The organism is Bradyrhizobium sp. Ken64, assembly GCF_055807555.1.
Map to the genome: position 1 here is coordinate 166,378 of NZ_JBVVPA010000013.1, position 23,432 is coordinate 189,809.

At 64.3% G+C, this 23,432-nt stretch carries 24 protein-coding genes; 9 read left to right on the plus strand and 15 right to left on the minus strand.

Going from position 1 to position 23,432, the window contains the following annotated elements; genetic code table 11:
- Positions 1–225: 225 nt before the first annotated feature.
- A complete protein-coding gene (locus AC0L2F_RS21905) occupies positions 226–1,923 on the plus strand; it encodes a caspase family protein (RefSeq protein WP_473249807.1) in 1,698 nt (565 codons plus the stop codon).
- Between the two features lie 102 nt (positions 1,924–2,025).
- On the opposite strand, the gene AC0L2F_RS21910 is transcribed toward AC0L2F_RS21905, so the two are convergent.
- From AC0L2F_RS21910 to napE, 6 genes are all read right to left on the minus strand, one after another.
- Complete coding sequence (locus AC0L2F_RS21910; RefSeq protein ID WP_007596183.1) at positions 2,026–3,141, minus strand: ATP-dependent DNA helicase; 1,116 nt, start codon at positions 3,139–3,141, stop codon at positions 2,026–2,028.
- An 88-nt stretch (positions 3,142–3,229) separates the two neighbouring features.
- Positions 3,230–3,883 carry a NapC/NirT family cytochrome c gene (locus tag AC0L2F_RS21915; RefSeq protein WP_473249808.1) on the minus strand — a complete coding sequence of 218 codons (654 nt, stop codon included), beginning with the start codon at positions 3,881–3,883 and terminating at the stop codon, positions 3,230–3,232.
- Positions 3,880–4,350, minus strand: coding sequence for a nitrate reductase cytochrome c-type subunit (locus tag AC0L2F_RS21920; protein WP_007614113.1), 471 nt, complete (start codon positions 4,348–4,350; stop codon positions 3,880–3,882). The genes AC0L2F_RS21915 and AC0L2F_RS21920 overlap by 4 nt, the downstream gene beginning before the upstream one ends.
- A complete protein-coding gene (gene napA, locus AC0L2F_RS21925) occupies positions 4,347–6,860 on the minus strand; it encodes a nitrate reductase catalytic subunit NapA (RefSeq protein ID WP_473249809.1) in 2,514 nt (837 codons plus the stop codon). Before napA ends, AC0L2F_RS21920 begins: the two co-directional genes overlap by 4 nt.
- Before the next feature lie 16 nt (positions 6,861–6,876).
- Positions 6,877–7,191, minus strand: a complete 315-nt coding sequence (locus AC0L2F_RS21930) for a chaperone NapD (protein ID WP_007614109.1) — start codon at positions 7,189–7,191, stop codon at positions 6,877–6,879.
- 26 nt (positions 7,192–7,217) lie between these two features.
- Entirely contained in the window at positions 7,218–7,403 is a 186-nt protein-coding gene (gene napE, locus AC0L2F_RS21935; protein ID WP_007596178.1) for a periplasmic nitrate reductase, NapE protein, read from the minus strand.
- A 206-nt stretch (positions 7,404–7,609) separates the two neighbouring features.
- Between napE and AC0L2F_RS21940 the strand changes: the two genes are divergently transcribed.
- From AC0L2F_RS21940 to AC0L2F_RS21950, 3 genes are all read left to right on the plus strand, one after another.
- The gene (locus tag AC0L2F_RS21940) at positions 7,610–8,737 is read left to right on the plus strand and encodes an AraC family transcriptional regulator (protein ID WP_007614097.1); all 1,128 of its coding nucleotides are present in this window, start codon (positions 7,610–7,612) and stop codon (positions 8,735–8,737) included.
- Between the two features lie 85 nt (positions 8,738–8,822).
- On the plus strand, positions 8,823–10,052 hold the full coding sequence (locus tag AC0L2F_RS21945) for an acyltransferase family protein (protein WP_473249810.1): 1,230 nt from the start codon (positions 8,823–8,825) through the stop codon (positions 10,050–10,052).
- Positions 10,053–10,108: 56 nt separating this feature from the next.
- Positions 10,109–11,314, plus strand: coding sequence for an LLM class flavin-dependent oxidoreductase (locus AC0L2F_RS21950; protein WP_473249811.1), 1,206 nt, complete (start codon positions 10,109–10,111; stop codon positions 11,312–11,314).
- Positions 11,315–11,342: 28 nt separating this feature from the next.
- Here the strand turns inward: AC0L2F_RS21950 and AC0L2F_RS21955 are convergent, their stop codons facing one another.
- Both AC0L2F_RS21955 and AC0L2F_RS21960 read right to left on the minus strand, forming a co-directional pair.
- The gene (locus tag AC0L2F_RS21955; RefSeq protein WP_473249812.1) at positions 11,343–11,924 is read right to left on the minus strand and encodes a hypothetical protein; all 582 of its coding nucleotides are present in this window, start codon (positions 11,922–11,924) and stop codon (positions 11,343–11,345) included.
- A gap of 108 nt (positions 11,925–12,032) precedes the next feature.
- Positions 12,033–12,263 (minus strand): hypothetical protein, encoded by a 231-nt coding sequence (locus AC0L2F_RS21960; RefSeq protein ID WP_007614092.1) that lies wholly within the window; start codon positions 12,261–12,263, stop codon positions 12,033–12,035.
- Positions 12,264–12,487: 224 nt separating this feature from the next.
- On the opposite strand from AC0L2F_RS21960, the gene AC0L2F_RS21965 reads away from it, so the two are divergent.
- The 5 genes from AC0L2F_RS21965 to AC0L2F_RS21985 all read left to right on the plus strand — a co-directional run bounded on the left by AC0L2F_RS21965 (position 12,488) and on the right by AC0L2F_RS21985 (position 16,087).
- The gene (locus tag AC0L2F_RS21965; protein ID WP_473249813.1) at positions 12,488–12,847 is read left to right on the plus strand and encodes a DUF2200 domain-containing protein; all 360 of its coding nucleotides are present in this window, start codon (positions 12,488–12,490) and stop codon (positions 12,845–12,847) included.
- Between the two features lie 117 nt (positions 12,848–12,964).
- A complete protein-coding gene (locus tag AC0L2F_RS21970; RefSeq protein ID WP_473249814.1) occupies positions 12,965–13,753 on the plus strand; it encodes a helix-turn-helix domain-containing protein in 789 nt (262 codons plus the stop codon).
- Between the two features lie 77 nt (positions 13,754–13,830).
- On the plus strand, positions 13,831–14,997 hold the full coding sequence (locus AC0L2F_RS21975; protein WP_473249815.1) for a cytochrome P450: 1,167 nt from the start codon (positions 13,831–13,833) through the stop codon (positions 14,995–14,997).
- 254 nt (positions 14,998–15,251) lie between these two features.
- Positions 15,252–15,833 carry a flavin reductase family protein gene (locus AC0L2F_RS21980; RefSeq protein WP_007614087.1) on the plus strand — a complete coding sequence of 194 codons (582 nt, stop codon included), beginning with the start codon at positions 15,252–15,254 and terminating at the stop codon, positions 15,831–15,833.
- A gap of 95 nt (positions 15,834–15,928) precedes the next feature.
- Positions 15,929–16,087: a hypothetical protein gene (locus AC0L2F_RS21985; protein WP_156526979.1), complete on the plus strand. Its 159-nt coding sequence runs from the start codon at positions 15,929–15,931 to the stop codon at positions 16,085–16,087.
- A gap of 114 nt (positions 16,088–16,201) precedes the next feature.
- Here the strand turns inward: AC0L2F_RS21985 and AC0L2F_RS21990 are convergent, their stop codons facing one another.
- The 7 genes from AC0L2F_RS21990 to sciP all read right to left on the minus strand — a co-directional run bounded on the left by AC0L2F_RS21990 (position 16,202) and on the right by sciP (position 23,274).
- Positions 16,202–17,350 carry a M20 family metallopeptidase gene (locus AC0L2F_RS21990; RefSeq protein ID WP_473249816.1) on the minus strand — a complete coding sequence of 383 codons (1,149 nt, stop codon included), beginning with the start codon at positions 17,348–17,350 and terminating at the stop codon, positions 16,202–16,204.
- A gap of 335 nt (positions 17,351–17,685) precedes the next feature.
- Positions 17,686–19,071, minus strand: a complete 1,386-nt coding sequence (flbD, locus tag AC0L2F_RS21995; protein WP_473249817.1) for a sigma-54-dependent transcriptional regulator FlbD — start codon at positions 19,069–19,071, stop codon at positions 17,686–17,688.
- 44 nt (positions 19,072–19,115) lie between these two features.
- Positions 19,116–19,466: a flagellar motor switch protein FliN gene (gene fliN, locus AC0L2F_RS22000; protein WP_007614079.1), complete on the minus strand. Its 351-nt coding sequence runs from the start codon at positions 19,464–19,466 to the stop codon at positions 19,116–19,118.
- Between the two features lie 3 nt (positions 19,467–19,469).
- A complete protein-coding gene (locus tag AC0L2F_RS22005; protein WP_473249818.1) occupies positions 19,470–20,090 on the minus strand; it encodes a FliH/SctL family protein in 621 nt (206 codons plus the stop codon).
- Positions 20,090–21,181, minus strand: a complete 1,092-nt coding sequence (fliG, locus tag AC0L2F_RS22010; RefSeq protein ID WP_007614076.1) for a flagellar motor switch protein FliG — start codon at positions 21,179–21,181, stop codon at positions 20,090–20,092. The genes AC0L2F_RS22005 and fliG overlap by 1 nt, the downstream gene beginning before the upstream one ends.
- 17 nt (positions 21,182–21,198) lie before the next feature.
- Positions 21,199–22,806 (minus strand): flagellar basal-body MS-ring/collar protein FliF, encoded by a 1,608-nt coding sequence (gene fliF / locus AC0L2F_RS22015; protein ID WP_473249819.1) that lies wholly within the window; start codon positions 22,804–22,806, stop codon positions 21,199–21,201.
- Between the two features lie 192 nt (positions 22,807–22,998).
- Entirely contained in the window at positions 22,999–23,274 is a 276-nt protein-coding gene (gene sciP / locus AC0L2F_RS22020) for a CtrA inhibitor SciP (protein WP_002714638.1), read from the minus strand.
- Between the last annotated feature and the right edge of the window lie 158 nt (positions 23,275–23,432).

Genomic DNA, 23,432 nt, shown 5'->3' on the forward strand with positions numbered 1-23,432 from the left:
GGTCTGACAGTCTAGGGCGATTGGGGCCGGGCGAACAGCCTGCCCGGCAATTTCGGATAGTCCAGATACGGGCGGACCGGGCGATTGTTACGGCCGGACGGACACGAGTCTGTGAAACGCGCCGCCTGGAAGAGCCGGCTTGGCGAGGACCGGAACTCCGCGCTAGATGAACCGGTGCGATCGGTGATCGACCTAAAGAATGATGGCTGGAGCTGACCTGACAACATGCTGCGCGTCGTATCCCTGACCCTCGTCCCCGTGCTCGCCATCCTGGCCAGCTGGAGTTCGATCGCGGCGGCCGATCCGAAACTCGGCGACGACCTCGCCATCTGTCGCGACCGCCAGGCGGATGCGCAGGCGAGGGCGCAGGCCTGCGACAATTTACTCAACGCCGACCGGCTCACCGGCAAGGACAAGGCCATCGCGCTCTCCGTGCGCGGCAATACGCTGATCAACAAGCGCGACTATGTCCACGCGATCGAGACCTTGTCCATGGCCGTGGACCTCGATCCCGACAACGTCGTCACGCTCAATTTGCGCGGCCTCGCCTATGAGCGGACGGGCCAGGACGACCTTGCGATGGCGGACTACAACCTCGCGCTCCAGAAGCGCCCGACCTACGGTGTGCCCTACAACAACCGCGGCATCATCCAGGTGCGCCGGGGGGCGCTGCAAAGCGCGCTCGACGATTTCAACCTGTCGATCAAATACGCGCCCAAGTTTCTGCTCGGCTACACCAACCGCGCCCGCGTGCGCACGCTGATGCAGGATTTTGATGGCGCGCTCGCCGATTTCGCGGAGGCCGAGAAGATCGAACCGGCCGCGCCGCAGATCACCAGCAATCGTTGCATCACCTACGGCATGATGGGCAAGTTCGACCAGGCCTTCGCCGATTGCAACGGCTTGATCGAAAAGCAGCCCAAAAATGTGTACGCGATCAACAATCGCGCCGACGTCAACATGTTGAAGGGCGATCTCGACGCCGCGCTGAAGGACTACAACATTGCGATCCAGATCAACCCGAACAATGTGCGGGCGCATTCGGGGCGCGGCCAGATCTACGAGCGCAAGAAGGACCTCGCCCAAGCCCGCGCCGACTATCGCGCGGCGGCCTATTCGCTGACGAAGTTCGACGAGTTCGATGTCGCGCGCGCCCGCGCGATCGCGCAGGAGCGATTGGCCGCGCTGACCCCGCAGCCGTCCGCCGGATCCACGGGACGCCGTGTGGCGCTGGTGATCGGCAACGGCGCCTACAAGAACGTCCACGCCTTGCCCAATCCGCCACGCGACTCGAAGATGATCGCAAGCGTGCTGCGCGATGTCGGCTTCCAGACCGTGATATCCGTCAGCGACCTGACCCGCGACAAGTTCTTCGAAGCGTTGCAGACGTTTGCGGCCGAGGCGGAAAAGGCGGATTGGGCGGTGGTCTATTACGCGGGCCACGGTTTCGAGATCGGCGGCGTCAATTACCTCGTTCCCGTCGATGCCAAGCTTGCCGCCGACAGGGACGCCGAGACCCAGGCGGTCGCGCTGGAGCAGGTGATCGCGGCGGTGGGCGCTGCGCGAAAAGTGCGTCTGGTGATGCTGGATGCCTGCCGCGACAATCCGTTCGCGCCAACCATGCAGCGCACGCTGTCGCTCAAGCTGGTGGACAAGGGCTTTTCCAACATCGAGCCCGGCGCCGGCTTCATGGTGGTCTACGCCGCCAAGCACGGCGAGACCGCGATGGACGGCGACGGCGGCGCCGACAGCCCGTTCGCCACCGCGCTCGCCCGCGAGATCAAGGTGCCGCGCGTCGAGATCCGAAAGCTGTTCGACATCGTCCGCGACGACGTCTGGCTTGTGACCAAGCACGTGCAGCAGCCGTTTTCCTACGGCTCGCCGCCGGGGCGCGAGGATTTTTATTTCGTCGCGGGGAAGTGAACGCCGCGCTCGAATTTGTAGCCCGCATGAGCGTAGCGACATGAGGGTCCGTCTGTCCCGGATATCGCTTCGCTCATCCGGGCTACGGCAGCTACCCCAGCGTCACACCACAATGCTCAGCCGCTTCGCAGCCCGCGTGATGCCCGTGTACAGCCACCGCGCGCGACTCTCCTGAAACGCAAAGCTCTCGTCGAACAGCACGACGTCGTCCCATTGCGAGCCCTGCGACTTGTGCACGGTCAGCACATAGCCGTAGTCGAACTCGTCATAGGGCTTGCGCTGCTCCCAGGCGATCGCCTCGACACCGCCCTCGAAGCAATCGGCGCGCACCGAGACCTTGGTCACCTTGTGGCCGAGATCCTCGTCCGGCGACAGCCTCATGCTGAGAATGCGGGATTTCGAACGCGAGGTGTTGCGCGACTTCACGCGCCACAGCCCGCCGTTGAACAGGCCCTTCTTGCGGTTGTTGCGCAGGCAGACCAGCTTGTCGCCGGCGACGGGGAAGACGTCCTCGATGTTCTGGCGCTGACGCACCCGCATATTATACGCGCGCCGCGTGTTGTTGCGGCCGACCAGCACCTGGTCGGCGGCCATGACGCGATCAGGATCGAGCTCCTTGCGCGACACCACCTCGCTCTCGCCGTAGCGGCCGATGTCGAGCTCGCGGCCCTCGCGGACGTCCATCGACATCCGCACGATCGGGTCGTCCTGGGCCTGGCGGTGCACCTCGGTCAGCATCGCGTCCGGCTCGGTATTGGTGAAGAAGCCGCCGCCCTGGATCGGGGGCAGCTGCGCCGGATCGCCCAGCACCAGCAGCGGGCAGTCGAACGACATCAGGTCGCGGCCCAATTCGGCATCGACCATCGAACATTCGTCGATCACGATCAGCTTGGCCTTGGAGGCCGGAGCGTCGTCCCACAGCTCGAAGCTGGGTTGTTCCTCGCCGGATTCTCGGGTGCGGTAGATCAGCGAGTGGATGGTGGAGGCTTCGTCGCAGCCCTTGTTGCGCATGACCAGCGCCGCCTTGCCGGTGAAGGCGGCGAACTTCACCTCGCCGTCGACGCCGTCGGCGATGTGCCGCGCCAGCGTGGTCTTGCCGGTGCCGGCATAGCCGAACAGGCGGAACACCGGCGGCGTGCCGTTGCGGCCGGGTTTGGCCTTGAGCCAGTCGCCAACGGCCTTGAGCGCGGCATCCTGATGCGGGGTGAATGTGGCCATGTCTGTCTTGAGGAGGGGGCGAAACGGAGCGATTCGCCAGCCCCAAAACTAACCATTCGCACCGCCGGTTCAAGCCGGGCGGGGCCTCCTACTGCCAGCCGGGAACGCCGCGCATGTCGGGCAGATGGTGGGCGATGCCCTTGTGGCAGTCGATGCAGGTCTTCTCCTTGGTGAACAGGAAGCGCTGATGCGCGACCGAGGCCCGCGGCGACTGCTTGGTGATGTCCATGGAATCGGCGCTGTGGCAGTTGCGGCATTCCAGCGAATCGTTGGACTTGAAGCGCGCCCATTCATGCGCCGCCAGCTCGAGCCGGTGATCTTGGAATTTCTCGCGGGTGTCGATCGTTCCGAAGATCTTGCCCCAGACCTCCTTGGAGGCCTGCATCTTGCGGGCGATCTTGTCGGTCCAGTTGTGCGGCACGTGGCAATCCGGACAGGTCGCGCGCACGCCGGAGCGGTTGGCGAAGTGGATGGTCGATTTCAGCTCGGCATAGACGTTGTCCTTCATCTCGTGGCAGCCGGTGCAGAATTTTTCGGTGTTGGTCAATTCCAGCGCGGTGTTAAAGCCGCCCCAGAAGATCACGCCGGCCATGAAGCCCGCCAGCACGAGCACGCCGAGCCCGAACACCGAGCTCGGACGGATCAGGACCTGCCAGAGCTCGCGCGCAAAGTCCCAGATTCGCGCGATGAAGCCGCCCTTGGCCTTCATTCCCTCGTCGGGCTCATCAGCGGTCGTCGTCATCGGCGGCCACCGGGGCTTGCACGCGACAGCAGCGTGTCGATGTCGGTGAAGTCGTTGCTGACCGGCGGATTGGCGGTGTTCTGCGGCACGTGGCATTCCGTGCAGAAGAAGCGGCGCGGCGAGATCGAAGCCAGGAACTGGCCGTCGCGATCCATGAAGTGGGTGATCGAGACCATCGGCGCCTGCGATTCCGCGATGCGCGCCCGCGCATGGCAGGACAGGCACTTGTTGCCGTTGAGGTCGATCTGATAGCCGTCGATCGTATGCGGAATGACAGGCGGCTGCTCCGGATAGTTGCGCACTTCCCTTTCGGAGGTGTTGCGGTTCGGCAGCATCGGCGGCGCCGGACCTTCGTCGTTGAGCGGCGTCGGGCCGCGCAGGCCTGAGGTCACCGTCTGCGCGGTCAGCGAACTCGCGCCGGCCGCGATCGCGACTGCGAGCAGCGCTACTCCAAATCGTTTCATCATGACACGTTCACCCGCTCGATGCGCACGGCGCACTTCTTGTAGTCGGTTTGCAGCGAGATCGGATCGGTGGCGTCCAGCGTCACCTTGTTGATCAGCTTGGACTCGTCGAACCACGGCACGAAGACGAGGCCTCGCGGCGGCCGGTCGCGGCCGCGGGTCTCGACGCGGACGCGGATGAAGCCGCGGCGGGAGATCACCTTCACCTCGTCGCCGCGGCGGATCTTCGCCTCCTGTGCGTCGTCGGGATGCATGAAGCACACGGCCTCGGGGAAGGCCTTGTAGAGCTCGGGTACCCGGCGCGTCATGGTGCCGGAATGCCAGTGCTCCAGCACGCGGCCGGTCGAAAGCCAGTAGGGATATTCGTCGTCTGGCGATTCCGCCGCCGGCTCGTAAGGCAGGGCGAAGATGCGCGCCTTGCCGTCCGGATAGCCGTAGAACTGCACGTCGGTGCCCTGCTTGACATAGGGATCGCTACCCTCGCGGAAACGCCATTTCGTCTCCTGGCCGTTGACGACGGGCCAGCGCAGGCCGCGTTCGCGGTGATAGGTGTCGAACGGCGCGAGGTCGTGGCCATGGCCGCGGCCGAAGGTGGCGTATTCCTCGAACAGGCCCTTGTGGACGTAGAAGCCGAACGCTTTGGACTCGTCGTTGAGGTAGCCCTGCTCGATGTCGGAGACCGGAAACTTGTCGACCTGGCCGTTCTTGTAGAGCACGTCGAACAGCGTCTTGCCCCGCACGTCCGGCTTCTTGGCGATCAGCTCCTCCGGCCACACTTCCTCGATCTTGAAGCGCTTGGAGAATTCCATGAGCTGCCAGAGATCGGACTTGGACTCGCCCGGGGCAGCGACGAGCTGATGCCAGAACTGCGTACGCCGCTCGGCATTGCCGTAAGCGCCTTCCTTCTCCACCCACATCGCGGTCGGCAGGATCAAATCAGCGGCGAGCGCTGTCACCGACGGATAGGCGTCCGAAACCACGATGAAATTGTCGGGGTTGCGGAAGCCCGGATAGGTCTCCTCGTTGGCGTTGGGACCGGCCTGCAGGTTGTTGTTGACCTGCACCCAATAGGCGTTGATCAGGCCGTCCTTCAGCATCCGGCTTTGCAGCACGGCGTGCGCGCCGGGCTTGTCGGGAATGGTGCCTTCGGGCAGCTGCCAGATGTGCTCGGTCTTGGTGCGGTGTTCCTTGTTGGTGACCACCATGTCCGCAGGCAGGCGGTGCGAGAAGGTGCCGACTTCGCGCGCGGTGCCGCAGGCCGAGGGCTGGCCGGTCAGCGAGAACGGGCTGTTGCCGGGCGAGGAGATCTTTCCGGTCAACAGATGGATGTTGTAGACGAGGTTGTTGCACCAGACGCCGCGGGTGTGCTGGTTGAATCCCATGGTCCAGAACGAGACCACCTTGGTCTTGGGGTCGGCGTAGAGCTCGGCCAGCGCCTCCAGCCGGTTGAGCGGCACGCCCGACATCTCGGCCGCCTTCTCCAGCGTGTACTCCGAGACGAACTTGACGTACTCGTCGTAGCTCATCTCGGTGGAATCGTTGGCCTTCGCCGCGCCCGTCGCCTTCTTCTGCAGCGGATGCTCGGGCCTCAAGCCGTAGCCGATGTCGGTCTGGCCGCGCCTGAAGATGGTATGCGCGGCAACGAAGTCCTTGTTGACCCGGCCGGTCTTGATGATGTGGTTGGCGATGGCGTTGAGGATGTAGAGGTCGGTCTGCGGCTTGAATATCATGCCGATGTCGGCGAGGTCGAACGAGCGGTGCTCGAAGGTCGAGAGCACGGCGACGCGGACATGCGGTGCGGACAGCCGGCGATCGGCGAGGCGCGTCCACAGGATCGGATGCATCTCCGCCATGTTGGAGCCCCACAGCACGAAGGCGTCGGTGGCCTCGATGTCGTCATAGCAGCCGGCCGGCTCGTCGATGCCGAAGGTGCGCATCATGCCGGCCACGGCGGAGGCCATGCAGTGGCGTGCATTGGGGTCGATGTTGTTGGTGCGGAAGCCGGCCTTGAACAGCTTCACGGCCGCATAGCCCTCCCAGACCGTCCACTGGCCGGAACCGAACATGGCGACGCCGTTCGGCCCGCGCTTCTTGATCGCCTCCTTCCACTTCACCTCCATGATGTCGAAGGCTTCGGTCCAGGTAACAGGCGTGAATTCGCCGTTCTTGTCGTATTTGCCGCCCGTCTTGCGCAGCATCGGCTGTGTCAGGCGGTCGTGGCCGTACATGATCTTGGAGAGGAAGTAGCCCTTGACGCAGTTGAGGCCGCGATTGACCTCGGCCTTGATGTCGCCGTGGGTGGCGACAACGCGATTGTTCTTGGTCGCGACCATCACCGAGCAGCCGGTACCGCAGAAGCGGCAGGCGGCCTTGTCCCATTTCAATTCGGCGACGTCGCGCTCGGCGACGAGGTTTGCGGCGAGCGTCGGTGCCGGCATGCCCGCAGCGGCGGCCGCAATGGCGGCGGCCTCGAGCTTCAGCATCTGGCGGCGGTCGAGCTTTGGCGATGTCATGACGACTCTCCCGGCCTTAAGCCGTTTCGATGGCGTGAAAGACCAGCGCCGCCGAATAGACGTCGGGCAGCGACTGGATGGTGTTGAGCAGGGTGCCGAGGCTGCCGGCATCCGGCGCCTCGGTCACGACGATGAGCTTTCCTCGCGCATCGCGGCCGTGAATCTCGCAGCCGGCAAGAGCGGTGATCGCGGCTTCCAGCTGGTCCAGACGCTCGGGGCGGGCCTGCACGATGATGCTGGCAATTTCGCAACCGGGTGGCGCGACGATGCGGTCGGCGCTGAGCACCCGGCCGGTGATCAAGGCACGGCGGTTGAGTTTGGATTCGGCCATGATGCCTGTCTTTCGCTTCGAGGAGATCAATGCGGGGAGGGCGGTGGGCCGGGAGGGCCGGCGAACATCTGGTAGATCCAGACGCCGAGCCCGTAGGAGCCGACCGTTCCGACCGCGAGGACGGGCATCACGATCGCGGTCAGGAACAGGAATGCGAAAATCTCCATGCGCTTGCGGCGCACGCGCGAAGTCGCGTCGTCGGGGGCCGACATATTCGGTCTCGTCTGAAATGTGGGGATTGGGACGGCATCCGGGCCGTTGCCTTGCTGCACTTTAGAAGCAGCAGGGCCACTGACGCCTTGATCTGGATCAATCCGTCGAGTCGCGATGCTGGCTGCCGCCAGACCACAAGCGCAAGTTTGGGTTGTACCCGTGCGAAGGCGATGCGACAATTTGGCATCGAACGGGGATACGAGCTGTGACCGCGACAGGGCTGACGGCGATCGATCTCGGACTTCGCGGCGCGGCGAGCGGCGTGTTCCTGTTGATCGTTCTCGTGGCCTTGCTGCGTCGCGCGACCGGCCAACAGGCTTTTCTGGGCATCGCGATGTGCGCAGGCGGCATATTCTATGCGATCGCGACGGCGCCCAACCTGCCCAAAACGGCTTGGTGGTGGGTGTTGCCGATCCTGTCCGCGCAGCCTGCGGTCTTCTGGCTGTGGGCGCGCGCGGCGTTCGACGACGATTTCGTGCTGAGGCGTTGGCACGGCGCCCTGTGGCTGAGCATCGTGGCTTTCGGGTTTGCGATCACGCTGGGCTGGGCGAACTGGCCCGCTTTGGCCGGCGCAGGCGGGCGAGTCCTGGCTCTGGCCACCCTGGTGCTGGCCCTCGCTGCCGCGGTTCAGACGGTCAAGACCTGGCGAGCCGATCTGGTCGCGCGGCGACGCCGACTGCGGCTGGCGATGCTTGCGATCAATGTCGTGCTCATCGCGACCGTCGCCGTCGCCGGCTTCGCCGCAATTCCCGTCGCGGTTCCCGGCGCGCCCGGCAGTCTCCCGACCGCGCTCGGGCTGTTCATCGTGGCCATGCTTGCCGCCATCGGCCTGTTCAGCGCGCCGGCGATGGCCGTCGATGACGCCACGGCCGCGATCGCATCCGGCGAGGCGGGGAGGCAAGCCCCGGCCGCCGATCGCGCCGCCGCGGGGCAGGCCGTCGTCGACCCGATCCTGCTCCGGCGTCTTGACCATCTGATGACGGTCGAGCGAACTTACCGCCAGGAAGGCCTTGCGATCGGAGCGCTCGCGGCGCGGCTCGACGTTCCCGAGCATCGGCTGCGCCAAGCGATCAATGAAGGGCTGGGCTATCGCAACTTCAATGCGTTCCTCAACCGCTACCGTATCGAGGACGCCAGGCTGGCGCTGTCCGACTCGACGCAGCGGGAGGTCCCGGTGCTGACCATCGCCATGGATGCGGGCTTCCAGTCGATCGGACCTTTCAATCGCGCGTTCAAGGCCGAAACCGGCATGACCCCGACCGAATTCCGGCGCGAGGCGCTGAGCCGGCCCGACAGCGCTGAACTCAGCCAGCCGCGCCGCGAAATCGGCTAGCCGATTTTTGGATCAGGCGAGAACGCCGCGCCCCGATTGGGCAGACTGTCCGGCAGATCCTCTCGCCAGCCGAATGAGCCCACCCATGTCACCTTCGACCGCCGCCACCCCTGCATCGGAACGGCTGCACGCTCTTGATGCACTCAGGGGCGGCGCCCTGCTGCTCGGCATCGTCCTGCACGCGGCCATGTCGTTCGTGCCCGCCACGCCCCGGTTCTGGTTCATCCAGGACACCCATCCAAGCCTGCTCCTGGGCCTGCTGACCTTCGCCATCCACGTCTTCCGGATGACGACCTTCTTCCTGATGGCGGGTTTCTTCGCCCGCATGAGCTTTCATCGCCGGGGCGTCAGGGGCTTCGTCCGCGACAGGCTCCTGAGAATCGGGCTGCCGCTCGTGATCGGTTGGCCGATCCTGTTCACGCCCATGTACTTCATCGCGATCTGGGCGTCTCATTTCCCGAACGGCGGCTGGTCCCGCAGCTGGCCACCGGTGCTGCCGAATTTCCCCCTGACCCATCTCTGGTTCATCTATGTGCTGCTGGAGCTTTATGTCGCCGTTCTGCTGCTGCGCGGCGCATTTGTCTGGCTAGATGCGTCAGGCGGGTGGCGAGTGGTAATTGACCGCGTCTTCGCCGGGATCATGAAAAGTCCGCTGGCCCCCCTTGTTCTGGCGATCCCGATCGGCGTCGCCTTCTGTCTCGATCAACGCTGGATCAATGTGATGGGCGTGAGGACGCCGGATCAATCGCTCATCACCAACGCGCAGGCCTGGATCGGCTTCGGCACCGCCTTCGCGATCGGCTGGCTGCTGCATCGGCAGATCGATCTGCTGCGGCTGATTGAGCGGCGCTGGCTCCCGCATCTTCTGCTCGCAATCACTCTGATCCTGATCAGTTTCGTGCTGGTTGGGGCGATGACGTCCGCGCCGGGTGCACCGAAACTGCCTTTCGGCTTTGCCACGCTCCGGCTTGTCTCCGTGATCCTGTATGCGCCGGCGATATGGATTTCGACCTTCGCGGTCATCGGCCTCGCCCTCCGCTTCATGTCGGGCTTCAGCCCGACCTGGCGCTACCTCGCCGACGCCTCCTACTGGCTCTATCTGATCCACCTGCCGATCGTGATGGCGCTGCAGGTCGCGCTGTCGCAGCTCGACTGGCCCGGGCTGATCAAGTTCGTCATCATTCTCCTCGTCGCTGTTCCGCCGATGCTGGCGAGCTATCATCTGCTGGTGCGCTTCACCTTCATCGGCACGGTGCTGAATGGCCGCCGCGCCGAGAAGCGTGTTCTCCCGCAAGGCGGAATTGCGACTGCGTAGACAGCGCCGCCCCGCGCATTAAGATGCCCGCAACAAGAATAAGCGGGAGAGGCGTCATGAAGTTCGGCATCTTCTATGAGCTGCAACTGCCACGGCCCTGGGTGGCCGGCGACGAGCTCAGCCTCTACCAGAACGCGCTCTCGCAGATGGAACTGGCCGACAGTCTCGGCTACGATCACGCCTGGGTCGTCGAGCATCACTTCCTCGAGGAATATTCGCACTCGCCGTCGCCTGAGTCGTTTCTCGCCGCCGCGAGCCAGCGCACCAAGAACATCCGGCTCGGCCACGGCATCCTCCAGCTCACCACCAACCATCCGGCGCGTGTCGCCGAGCGCGTCGCGGTGCTCGACCTGCTCTCCAACGGCCGCTGCGAATTCGGCATGGGCGAGAGTGCCTCCATCACCGAGCTCACGCCGTTCGGCCGCGACATGGAGACCAAGAAAGAGGTGTTCGAGGAGGCCGTCGCCGCGATCTTCCCGATGTTCAAGGACGCGGGAAGCGAGCACCACGGCAAATATTTCGACATCCCCTTGCGCAACGTCGTTCCGAAGCCGGTGCAAAAACCGCATCCGCCCTTGTGGATGGCCTGCTCGCAATTACAGACCATCGAACGCGCGGGACGGCACGGCTTTGGCGCGCTCGGTTTCCAGTTCGTCAGCGTGGATGCCGCGCATGCCTGGGTGCACGCCTATTACAACGCCATGACCAAGCGGCTCACCAAGCTCGCCGACTACGAGATCAACCCGAACATGGCGCTGGTGTCGTTCTTCATGTGCGCGAAGACGGACGAGGAGGCCCGCGCCCGGGCCGACGGCGCCACCTTCTTCCAGTTCGCGTTGCGCTTCTACGGCGCCTCGCAGAACCGCCAGCGTCCGGCGCCCTACACCGTCAACATGTGGGACGAGTACAACAAGTGGAAGCGCGACAACCCGGAAGCGCAGGAGGCGGCGCTGCGCGGGGGCCTGATCGGCTCGCCCGAGACGATCCGCAGGAAGCTCAAGCGCTTCCAGGGCTCGCACATCGACCAGGTCATCCTCCTGAACCAGGCGGGCAAGAACAGCCACGAGCACATCTGCGAATCGCTGGAGCTGTTCGGCCGCGAGGTGATGCCGGAATTCCAGAACGATCCCGCGCAGGCCGCCTGGAAGCAGGGCGTCATGAGCGGCGAGATCAAGCTCGAGGAGATCGACACCGAGGCCTTCACCGACCGCTACGGCAAGCTCGCCGTCAGCGTCTCGCCGGCCAAGGCGGCGGCGGGGTAGGGTCTTTCACCGCCGCGGCCGGCTGACTTTATTTGGATTCCGTTTTCGTCTGGACGTTCTGGACGGCTCCGTCCACCGGCGTCCACTGCACCCGGCCATCCAACGCGGAGAGGTTTAGACCACGGCCGGTCCCGAAGAGAACCATGTGCCCCGAACTGGCGGAGTCCACAGCGAGCGTCGCGCGGGGAAGTTTTGCAGCATTGTACATCGTCAAGGACGCATCCTGATGATCATTCAGGGACAGCACCGCCCGATGACCTTGCTCCGTATCGAGGAGCGACACCGAAGGTGCACCATCCTGGCGAAGCCCGATGCTGAGACGCACCTTCTCGCGGCTATCGAAGAGCGAGATATGCGGCGTTCCGTCGGAAGTGGACGAGATCAAGGCGACAATTTTTCCGGTGCCATTGCGCAAGGCTATTGTTTCCACAGAGAGGCTTTTGGTCTTGACCGCATCGGCGTTTACGGTCGCATGCCATTGCGACGAAATGATCGCCGCAGCCGCCATGATCGTAGCCCCTAGAACGCTCCATCTCATTGCCTTCAGCGATCGGTCCTGCCGCTGGATATGCGATGCCAGATTTTCAAGTGTGGGTTCGACCTTGAGCATGGCTTCGCCTCTGCCTTCGAGTAAGTTTGAAATCCGAGCATGCACTGCTGGTGCGAATTCTGCTAACCCAGCAGGGAATGCCGGCAATACACCGTCGAGACAGTCAGCTCAGCGGCCGCCCGGGAGGTAGTTACGCTTGCAGCTTTCGATATTCTTGTTTCGGTTCGGGTAGTCGGCACCGAAGGCCCCCACGTATTTGAGGCAATCCATGTATGGCTTGTTTCCCATCCATCCGTATTGCGAGCCGAAGCCTGCTGCAGCAGGTGAATAATGTGCGGACCCGAGCAGAGAGCCGAGTCCGACGAGGGCGGCGAAGACAGCGAAGCGAGCGGCTTTCATGTGAGGTCCTCCTGTTTTGGGTGGCGGGTTGCGGCCACGATGCAGAGTGCCGCAACTGCTTTGAACCTTCAGTGACCCATATCACGGGCGCTTTGACCGGCGTTTGCGCGCATTTACCGCCGTATATTGCTTCGCGGGGCTTTCCAGTCAGAACCTCTACGGCAAGCTCCATCGATGATATCGTTTCAACCTTCGGCCGTAACGAGTGATGCCCTGGAGTGGTCATGGCAAAACACCGGATCTATACGATGAGCTTCGCAAGCGTTTATCCGCTTTACGTTGCGAAGGCGGAGAAGAAAGGACGCACCAAAGCTGAGGTTGATCAGGTCATCTCCTGGTTGACAGGCTACGGTCAGAAGGAGCTGGAAGCACAACTGGAGCAGGGGACGGACTTTGAAACCTTCTTTGCGAAGGCCCCCAAGATCAATCCATCGCGAGCGCTGATCACAGGCGTGGTTTGCGGTGTCCGGGTGGAGGATGTCAAAGAGCCGACGATGCGAGAGATCCGCTACCTGGACAAGCTGATCGATGAGCTGGCCAAGGGAAAAGCGATGGACAAGATTTTGCGGAGAAGTGCCGCCTGAGGCGCCAGCCCTGGTCCGCCTGGCTTGGCGACCTTGCGGCAGATATCCGACGACACCCGGCTTCCGCCGCGCGGCCATTGCTGATAAATTTCGTCAAAAGGCGATAGGGAGAAAACGATGCGCCCTCACGGGACGCCCGCAAATCCGGCGGCCGGCGATGTCACACCCGCGGTGCTCGCCATCGGTCGCCCGGATTTCCCTGATATCCTGATCGATACACTGCGCCGGCAGGCCGGGGTCGGCCATTGCATGGTGTTCGCCCTGAGCCGCGCGGGCGCCGCACACTGCCTGCTCGATGCCGGCAACATCCCGATCGGCGGCGATCTGGGCGCGGCCTATGCCGGGCAGTTCCATCAATCCGATCCCAACCGCGATGCGCTGTTCGAAGGCGAGGGCCGCGCGCCGCTCGTGCTGCCGGCCTTCGCGCCGCGCATGTACGGAGCGCGCTACCGAAAAATGTTCTTTGTGGATTCCGGCATCGTCGACAAATGCGCGACCGCGATCTGGGTCGACGATACCTGCTTCTACGTCAATTTCTATCGCATCGCTGTCCAGGGCCGCTTCAGCGACGCCCAACGCGCGCGACTTCAGGCCATCGCACCGGCCATCAGTGCGAGCGTAGCACGCCATTTCCAGCACAGCTCGTCCGCGACGACTGAGCAATCTCTCGCCGCGCTCTTCGCGACGCGCGCGCCGCTCGCCAGCCTCACCCCGCGTGAGCAGGACGTTTGCCGGCGCATCCTCTCCGGCTTCAGCTCCGAGGCGATCTCGCAGGCGCTCGGCATCAGCCTGCATTCGACCCTGACCTACCGCAAGCGCGCCTATGAACGGCTCGGCATCTCCTCGCAAAGCGAGCTGTTTGCGATCGTGCTGCGCCTGCTCGCCGGCCCGCGCGGCCTGAACTGAAGCTGTCCCAATCGCTGGGGACAGACAGCGCCTCCTGAAGCCGCTAACCTTGGTGGCGAACAGCATGGGAGCGAAGCTTGAGCACGGCGCCGCGCATCGACATCGACCCGGCCGCATTCTGGGCCGACCCCTATCCGATGCTCGCCAAGATGCGCAAGGAGGCGCCAATCGCGTTCGTGCCGCAGCTCGGCTCGACGCTGCTGACGAGCCGCGACGATATCTCCATCTCCGAGAAGCAGATCGACGTGTTCTCCTCGCACCAGCCCGCGGGCCTGATGAACCGGCTGATGGGCCACAACATGATGCGCAAGGACGGCGAGGCGCACCAGGTCGAGCGCCGCGCGATGTTTCCAACGGTGTCGCCGAAGACGGTGAAGGCGCATTGGGCCGCGCTGTTCCAGGCCCATGCCGATCGCATCATCGACGCGATCGAGCCGGGACGGATCGATTTCATGCGCGACTTCGCGTTGCCGTTCTCCGGCGAATGCCTGAAGTCGATTACCGGCCTCGCCAATATCGGCTTTGCGGAGATGGATGCCTGGTCACAGGGCATGATCGAGGGCATCGCCAATTACAGCGGCGACGCAGCCGTCGAGGCGCGTTGCCATGCGGCGACGTCGGGCATCGATGCCGCCATCGACGACATCCTGCCGGTGATGCGCAAGCATCCCGACCAGAGCATCCTTGGCGTGCTCCTCGCCTCGGGCATGGCGATGGAGAGCGTGCGCGCCAATGTCAAACTCGCGATATCAGGCGGCCAGAACGAGCCGCGCAAGGCGATCGCCGGCACGGTTTGGGCGCTGCTGACCCATCCCGACCAGCTCGATCTCGTGCGCCAGGGCGAGGTGACCTGGCTCCAGGCTTTCGAGGAATATGCCCGCTGGATCTCGCCGATCGGCATGTCGCCGCGACGCATCGCAAAGCCGTGGACCATCCGCGACGTCGCGTTCGAAACTGATGAGCGCGTATTCCTCATGTTCGGCTCCGCCAATCGCGACGAGAAGCACTTTGAGCGCGCCGATCAGTTCGACGTGCGGCGTGATACGGCCAAGAGCGTCGCATTCGGCGCCGGTCCGCATTTCTGCGCCGGCGCCTGGGCCTCGCGTGCCATGATTGCCGACGTCGCACTGCCGACCTTGTTCGCCCGTGCCAGCCGGCTCGAGATCGCCGACGACGAACCGGTGCGGGTCGGCGGCTGGGCGTTCCGCGGGCTGCAAAATCTGCCCGTGAGGTGGCTGCATTAGCCCGGCAAGGACCGGTCCATCCGCAACGCCGCCATGATGCCATCCTGCTCCTGTTTTGCCCGACGAGTCAAGTTGATTTCGGATAAGCGTAAGTCATTGTTTTCGCACGCCCCGGCTACTGTGCATGGGGTTGTTTTCGCGATTTTTTAATCTCTCGGTCGGGTCGCGGGCCTCGAAGGCTCGATCCTGAGCCACCTTTTGTCGGCGGACGATCGTACCTAGATAGAGAGGGACCCCCGCTCGGGGACGATGCCATGAATGTAGTGCCCCGCGATCTCATGACCGAAAATGCCGTCTCGCCTGCTGATTTCCGCGGCGCCATGCGCCATCTCACCGGCGGCGTCAGCGTCATCACCGCCGGACGGGGCAAGGACATCACCGGCATGACCGTCACCTCGGTCAGCTCGTTCTCGGTCGATCCGCCGACGCTGATCGTCAGCATCAATCGCGACGCCTCCTCCTTCCCGCTGATCCGGCGCCACGGCGCCTTCGGCGTCAATATCCTCGCCGCCGATCAACTCGACATCGCCGAGCGCTTTGCCGGCAAGGGCGGGCTCAAGGGCGCCGATCGTTTCGCGGGCGCCAGATGGGTGACCGCGGTCTCGGGTGTTCCGCTGCTGGTTGGCGCATTGTCGGCCGTCGATTGCGAAGTCGAGGAGATCATCGAGCGCCATTCGCATGGGATCATCATCGGGCGGGTGCGAGACGTCAGGAATTCGACCCGCAACGCAGCGCTGGCCTATTGGCACGGCCAGTATGTGGCGGTGGATCAGGACGAAGACGCGGTCAGGCTTGCGGACGTCAGCGTTCCCACCCACGTCCGCCGCGGCATTTGATCGCCGCCGGCCACAGACCGTCCAGGCTGGCCTTTTCGCCCTCATCGCTCTAGAAGCGCTGCCTGAGCCTCCCGCCGGGACAGCAATGGAGCGCAATGATGAAACGCGTCGCGACCTGGGCCTTCTACGCGGTCGGCGCGATTGCGATCGCCTATCTCGCGCTCTACGCCTATGCGATGTTCAGCGGCCATCCGATCGTGCCGGGCGACCCCATCCAGATCTTTCGCAGGCCGGATGCGCCGAGCTATTCGTAACGGCTCTCTCCTCGTCATGCCCGGGCTTGACCCGGCCATCCACGCGCAGCCGCCATTCCCGAGAGACGTGGATGCCCGGGACAAGCCCGGGCATGACGGCAGAGTGCGTGACGACTACCCCCGCAAGATCGCCAGCGCCAGCGCCTGCGCGCGCGGCACGATGCTGTCGAGCTCGAGATATTCCTCCGGCGTGTGCGCGAGCCCGCCGACCGGGCCGAGCCCGCAGATGGTCGGCGTTCCCACCGCGGCGGTGAAGCCGGAATCGGCGCAGCCGCCGGAGAACTCGCCTTCGAGCGTGGTGAGACCGGCCTGCTTTGCTGCGGCCTGATAATTCTCGAACAGCGCCTTTGAATCGGCGCTCTGCACCACCGGCACGAACTCGCCCTTGACCGTCAGCGTTGCGCTGGTGCCGGGCACGTAAGGTGTCGCGATGATGGTCTCGATCGCGGCCATCACCGTCGCGCGATCCGCCGGATCGACGTAGCGCAGGTCGATCTGCCCTTCCGCGTAAGGCGCCGTGGTGTTGACGGACTGCCCGCCCGAGACGAGGCCGACATTGAGCGTAATGCCCTTGTCGAGATCGGTCAGCGCGTGGATATGCACGATCTTGTGCGCGAGCTCGCCGATCGCGCTGACGCCGGCGGCGAAATTGGCGCCGGAATGCGCGGCTTTGCCGGTGATGGCGACATGCATGAAGATGCCGCCCTTGCGTCCCGTGACGATATTGCCGGTCGGGCGGCCCGGCTCGGAATTGAACACCGCGCGCGCGGCGCGTCCTTCGCGCTCGATCACCGGCCGCGAGGAGGGCGAACCGATCTCCTCGTCCGAGGTGATCAGCAGCTTGATCGGGTGCGGGTTGCCGCCGAATTTGTGGAAGGCGGTTGCCACGAATATGTTCATGACGACGCCGGACTTCATGTCGGCAACACCAGGACCATAGGCGCGCGTGCCCTGGATCGTGAACGGACGCCGTCCGGCCTCGCCCTTGCCGAACACTGTGTCGCGATGTCCCATCAACAGCACCGGCTTCTCGTTGCTGCCGGGTTTTGCGACTTCGGCATGGATGGCATCGCCGAAAGTACCGTGGCTTTCGCGCCGGAACGGAATGCCGTGCTCGGCGAAATGCCGCTCGAACCGCGCCCCGACCGCATCGACGCCTTCCTTGTCATAGGATCCGGAATCGATGTTCACGACATCACGCAGCAGGTCGATCATCGCCTGCCGCTGCGTCGCCAGCCAATCCGTGATTTGAGCTTGAGACATTTTACCCTCACGTGGTCCTCGGTGGCGCTTATAGTGCCTGGCGCTGTCGCGACCTAGTCGGAGAACGCGGTGCGGCCATGTCGTAGTCTGCGGGTTTTGATCCACGCTGCCTCCCCAACGTCGTCCTGGCGAAAGCCAGGACCCATACCGCGGAAAATATCGAGGGAGGGCGGTAGGAGTACCGAATGACGAATCTTCGCCAAACTCTTCCTTGGGGTAATGGGTCCTGGCTTTCGCCAGGACGACATCGAGAGTCTGGAAGCTGTCTGCACTTCACCAACAAAAATGCCCGGGACGAGCCCGGGCATTCGCAGTTTCAATGTTCGGCAGGAGTCCTACGCCCCCACCATCGGCATGCGCGGATAGTCGCCCGGCGTGCCGGCTGGCGTAATCGGAATGCCGCCGTCGGAATATTCGTTGAGCTTGTTGCGGAGCGTGCGGATCGAGATGCCCAGGATATTGGCGGCATGGGTCCGGTTGCCGAGGCAGTGCTTCAGCGTCTCCAGGATCAGGTCGCGCTCGACGTCGGCGACGGTGCGGCCGACCAGCGCCCGCGTCACCTGCTCGGCGGCCATGGTGGCATGCGCCACGGCCGGCACGGTCTTGGCGAGATCGAGGCGGTCGCCGTCGGGCGTGAGGATCGCATCGGCGCCGATCTCGTCGCCCTGCGCCATCAAAACCGAACGGTGCATGGTGTTTTCGAGTTCGCGGACGTTGCCCTGCCAGCGGTTGGTGGAGAGCACGCGGCGCGCTTCCGCCGAGATCGGGCGCATCGGCACGCCATTGGCTTCGGCGTATTTCTTCACGAAGTGCTGGGCGAGCTCGAGAATGTCGAGGGGACGCTCGCGCAGGGGCGGGATCTTCAGATTCACGACGTTGAGCCGGAACAACAGGTCCTCGCGGAACGTGCCTTCGCGCACCGCGTCCACCAGGTTGCGGTTCGAAGTCGCGATGATGCGGATGTCCACCGGGACGGGCTTGGTGCCGCCGACACGGTCGATCACGCGCTCCTGGATGGCGCGGAGCAGTTTCGATTGCAGGCGGACGTCCATCTCCGAGATTTCGTCGAGCAGCAACGTGCCGCCGGTTGCCTCCTCGAACTTGCCGATGCGGCGGGCGATCGCGCCGGTGAAGGCGCCCTTCTCGTGGCCGAACAGCTCGGACTCCAGCAGATGCTCGGGGATCGCAGCGCAGTTGATCGAGATGAACGGGCGCTTGGCGCGGGCCGAGCGGGTGTGGACGTAGCGAGCCAGCACTTCCTTGCCTGTCCCGGATTCGCCGGTGATCATCACCGAGGCGTCCGAGCCCGCGATCTGCTGCGCGAGCTTGATCACCTTGGCCATCGCCTCGTCGCGATAGACCAGCTCGCGGGAATCGTTGGCGACGGCGGCCAGCACCGCTGCGATCAGTTCCGGATCCGGCGGCAGCGGGATGTATTCCTTGGCGCCGGCGTGGATCGCGGCAACCGCGGCGCGGGCGTCGTTGGTGATGCCGCAGGCGACGATCGGCGCGTGGATGTGCTCGGCCTCGAGCCGCATCACGAGATCGCGGATGTCGAGGGCGACGTCGACCAGCAGCAGGTCGGCACCCTTGCCGCCGCGCAGCACGCGCATCGCCTGATCGTGATCCTCGGCGTGGGTCACGGTGGCGCCGTTCGCCATCGCGATCTTGGTGGCGGTGGTGAGCTGGCCCTTCAATGTGCCAACGATGAGAAGCCGCATGTCAGTCTCCTGTCCGTCTGGTCGCGCTGCCGCGCGTCGTCGCTTTAGGCGCGTTCAGTCTTGATGATTTCGGTCATGGTCACGCCGAGCTTGTCCTCGACCAGGACGACTTCGCCGCGGGCGACCAGCTTGTTGTTGACGTAGATGTCGATGGCCTCGCCGACGCGCCGGTCAAGCTCGAGCACGGTCCCGGGTCCGAGCTTCAACAGCTCGCTGACGTCCATCTTGGAGCGGCCGAGCACGGCCGAAACCTGGACCGGCACGTCGAACACGGCCTCGAGGTCGGCGGCGGCGCGCGTCGCGTATTCGTCCTCGTTGTAGCCGACGTCGGTGCCGGCAGGCGGCATCGGGCCGTTGAGATCGGGCAGCGGGACCTGTCCGTCAGTGTCGCTCATGATTTAACTCCCCCTGCGGGACGCAACGTAGCGTCCCACCATTTCGTCGATCTTGGCCGCGATGGCGGCGCGCTCCAGCACGACGCCGCCATCGGCCCATTCGATCCGGCAGTCGCCGGTAGCAATCTCCGGCTCGGCCAGAATCACCAGCCGGCCTTCGAAGCCGTTCTGCTTGGCCAGCCGCTCGATGTTCTCGCGCGCGGCGTCGTAGAGCGCGTCGTTGATGCGGACGACGAGATGCGGCGTCGCGACCAGATGCGAGAAGCAGTCCTTGACCAGCGCGACGATCTCGCCGAGCGGCTCGGCGGCGACCAGATCGGCGCACAGCTTGCGCGCCACCGCGACCGCAACGTCGACCGCCTCGGTCTCCATCTTGGATTCGATGTTGCCGATGCCCGAAGCGATGCCCCGGATGGCGATGTTGATCTCTTCCATGGCAAGCGCGACACGGCGGTCGCTCTCGGCCTTGGCCTCGCGCTGGCCTGCGGCGAAGCCGTCCTGATAGGCGCGCGCCTCGGCTTCCGCGACCTTCTGGGCGATCTCGGCCGCGGTTGCGGCCTTCTCGCGCGTCCGGTCGGGCGCCGCGAAGTCGTTGTCGAACAGGAATTTTGCCGGAGCGGCCATCAGTACACCAGCTCGTCGTCGGCGCGGTTCTTGGTCAGCATGATCTCGCCCTTGGCGGCGAGATCCTTGGCCAGGTTCACCAGCAGCGCCTGGGCCTCGTCGACGTCGCGCAGGCGGACCGGGCCCATCGCCGCCATGTCGTCCTGGAGCATTTTGGCCGCGCGCGAGGACATGTTGCCGAAGAAGAAGTTGCGGACGTCCTCGTTGGCGCTCTTGAGCGCGACGCCGAGCTTGTCCTTGTCGACGTTGCGCATCAGGGTCTGGGCGGAGCCGGAATCGAGCTTCACGAGGTCGTCGAAGGTGAACATCAGCGCCTTGATGCGCTCGGCCGATTCGCGATTGTCCTCTTCCAGCGAGGTGATGAAGCGGGTTTCGGTCTGGCGGTCGAAATTGTTGAAGATTTCCGCCATCACCTCGTGGGCATCGCGTCGGCGGGTCTGTGACAAATTGGACATGAATTCGGTGCGCAGCGTCTTCTCCACGCTCTCGATCACCTCCTTCTGCACCGCCTCCATCTTCAGCATGCGGTTGACGACGTCGAGCGCCAGATCCTCCGGGAAGATGCCGAGCACGCGCGCGGCGTGTTCCGGCTTCAGCTTCGACAGCACGACCGCGATGGTCTGCGGATATTCGTTCTTGAGATAGTTGGCGAGCACCTCTTCCTGCACGTTGGAGAGCTTCTCCCACATGTTGCGGCCGGCGGGGCCGCGGATTTCGTCCATGATGCCGTTGACGCGCTCGGGGGCCAGATATTGCTGGAGCAGCCGCTCGGTGGCGTCGAAATTGCCCATCAGCGCGCCGGAGGCCGACATCCGCGAGACGAACTCGAGCAGCATGTCCTCCACCGTATCGACCTCGACGGTGCCGAGCGTCGACATCTCCAGCGAGAGCTGGCGCACCTCGTCATCGTCGAGCAAGCCCCAGATCTTGCCGCCATATTGCTCCCCGAGCGCCAGCATCAGGATCGCGGCGCGCTTCGGCCCCGGTACTGCTTCGGTCTTGGCGCCCGCGCGGCCGACGGCACGCTGACCGAGCGTGGAGATCACGCTGGTGATGTCGTTGGAATTGGCGTTTTGCAGGGCAGCGGCCATGTCAGATCACTTCTCGATTATTTCGCGGGTTCGGTCAGCCATTGGCGGATGATGGCGACGGTCTCGTTGGGATTGCGCTCGGCGAGTTCGCCGACGCGATGGACGGATTGGGCATGGACCTGGCCCTGCACGGTGGCGACGTCGATCGCGCTCGCGGCGCCACTCGGCAGGAGCGGCTGGCTGGCGGGCGCGGCCTCGTCGCTCGCCGGGCCGGTGAGGGCGCCGGAGATGGCGGCTGCGACTTCGTCGGATGCCAGGATGCGCTTGACCAGCGGCCGGACCACCAGGAACAGCACCACCAGGCCGAGCAGCATCATCACGCCGAGCTCGACGAAGTACATGACGTCGTCCTTGGTGAACTGGAGCATGCCGAGCAAGCCGCTCGGCTCCGCGATCGGGGTGGTGGAGGGGGCGTCGGCAAAGCGCAGATTGACGACCTCGACCTGGTCGCCGCGCTTCTGGTCGAAGCCGATCGCTGAGCGCACCAGCGTGGCGATGCGGTCGAGCTGCTCCTTGGTGCGGTCCTGGTAGGCCAGATCGCCCTTCTCGTTCTTGGAATAGATGCCGTCGACCAGCACCGCGACCGAGATGCGGTTGACCCGGCCGGCCTCGGTCACTTCGGTCTTGGTGGTGCGGGAGATCTCGTAATTGTTGGTCTCTTCGCTCTTCTTGCTCTGGTCCTTGGCCGCGACGCCGCCGTTCTGCTGGTTGCCCGGCAATTCGTTGTTGACGGTGACCTGGCCGTTGTTGTCGGCGGTCATGCTCTGCTCTTCGCGGGTCTGGCTCGAGCGCAGCACGCGGCCTTCGGGATCGTACTTGTCCGAGGTCTGGGTGATCTTGTTGAAGTCGAAATCGGCGGAGAGCTGGACCCGGGCGCGCCCCGTGCCCACCACGGAGGAGACGATGTCCTCGACCTGCTTGCGCATCCGCTTCTCGAAGGCGGTGCGGCGCTCGTCGCCCATCGCCTGCTCCGGATCGGTCTGGGCGCCGTCGGCGAGCAGCTGCCCGGTCTCGTCGACGATCGAGACCCGCTGCGGCTTCAACCCGTTCACGGCCGAGGCGACGAGGTGGCGGATGGCGCGGATCTGCTGGGCTTCCAGTGCGCCGCGGACCCGCACCACGATCGAGGCCGACGGCTCCGGCGCCTCGCGCGAGAACAGCGGGCGCTCGGGCAGCACCAGATGGACGCGGGCGGCCTGGATGCGGTCGATGGCGCGGATGGTGCGGGCGAGCTCGCCCTCCAGCGCGCGGAGATGGTTGATGTTCTGGACGAAAGAGGTGGTGCCGAGCGCATCCGACTTGTCGAACACCTCGTAGCCGACGCCGCCGCCCTTGGGCAGGCCGCCCTCGGCGAGCTTCATCCGCAGCCGGGTGACCTTGTCCTTGGGCACCATGATGATGGTGCCCTCGTTGCGCAGCTCGAACTGGATGCCCTGGCGCTCCAGGTCCTTGATGATGCCCGAGGAATCCTCGACGCTGAGGTCCGTGAACAGCGTCGTCATCTGCGGCGTGGTGACGCGCATGATGACGAACGCGAAAAAGCCGACGAGCGCGGCGGTGACCGCGATCATCGCCCCGAACCGGGCGGCTCCGATACCCTTCAGAAAGTCCGCAAGACCTTGCAAGCAACCGCCCCGAGAGATTCGGCTGCTTTCACAGGAAAGGCCGACTGGGCAATTATTGCCTAGGTGATGGTTTCGATATGGTTAACGAAGGTTAAGAGCTGCGACAAAAGTCGCGCCAAAACGAAACATGAAAAAAATCGGCCTCGCAAGGCGAGGCCGATTTTCGTCAAAAGCCGCAGATTTCCGGATTGCCTACTGGCGATATTGTTGGATACGGGTGGTGCGAAGTCCCGCCAGACCATGCTGGTCGATCGAAAACTGCCAGGAGAGGAATTCGTCAACCGTCAGGGTATAACGGCTGCAGGCCTCCTCGAGGGAGAGAAGACCGCCACGGACTGCGGCGACGACCTCGGCCTTGCGGCGGATGACCCAGCGTTTGGTGCCGGGTGCAGGCAGATCCGCAATCGTCAACGGACTACCGTCCGGCCCGATGACGTATTTTACCCTCGGGCGATGGGGTTCTGTCATGGCGTACTCACAAACTCTCAACCACTGAACTCACTCAGGAACCGTACGCCCGCCGGCTTAAAAATCCGCTAAGCCTAAGGCTTCAATACAATTCTCGTTGAAAATGGCTGGAACGCAGCCGACTCGACCGGCGGGACGGTGCGTCCAGGCGGGCCGAG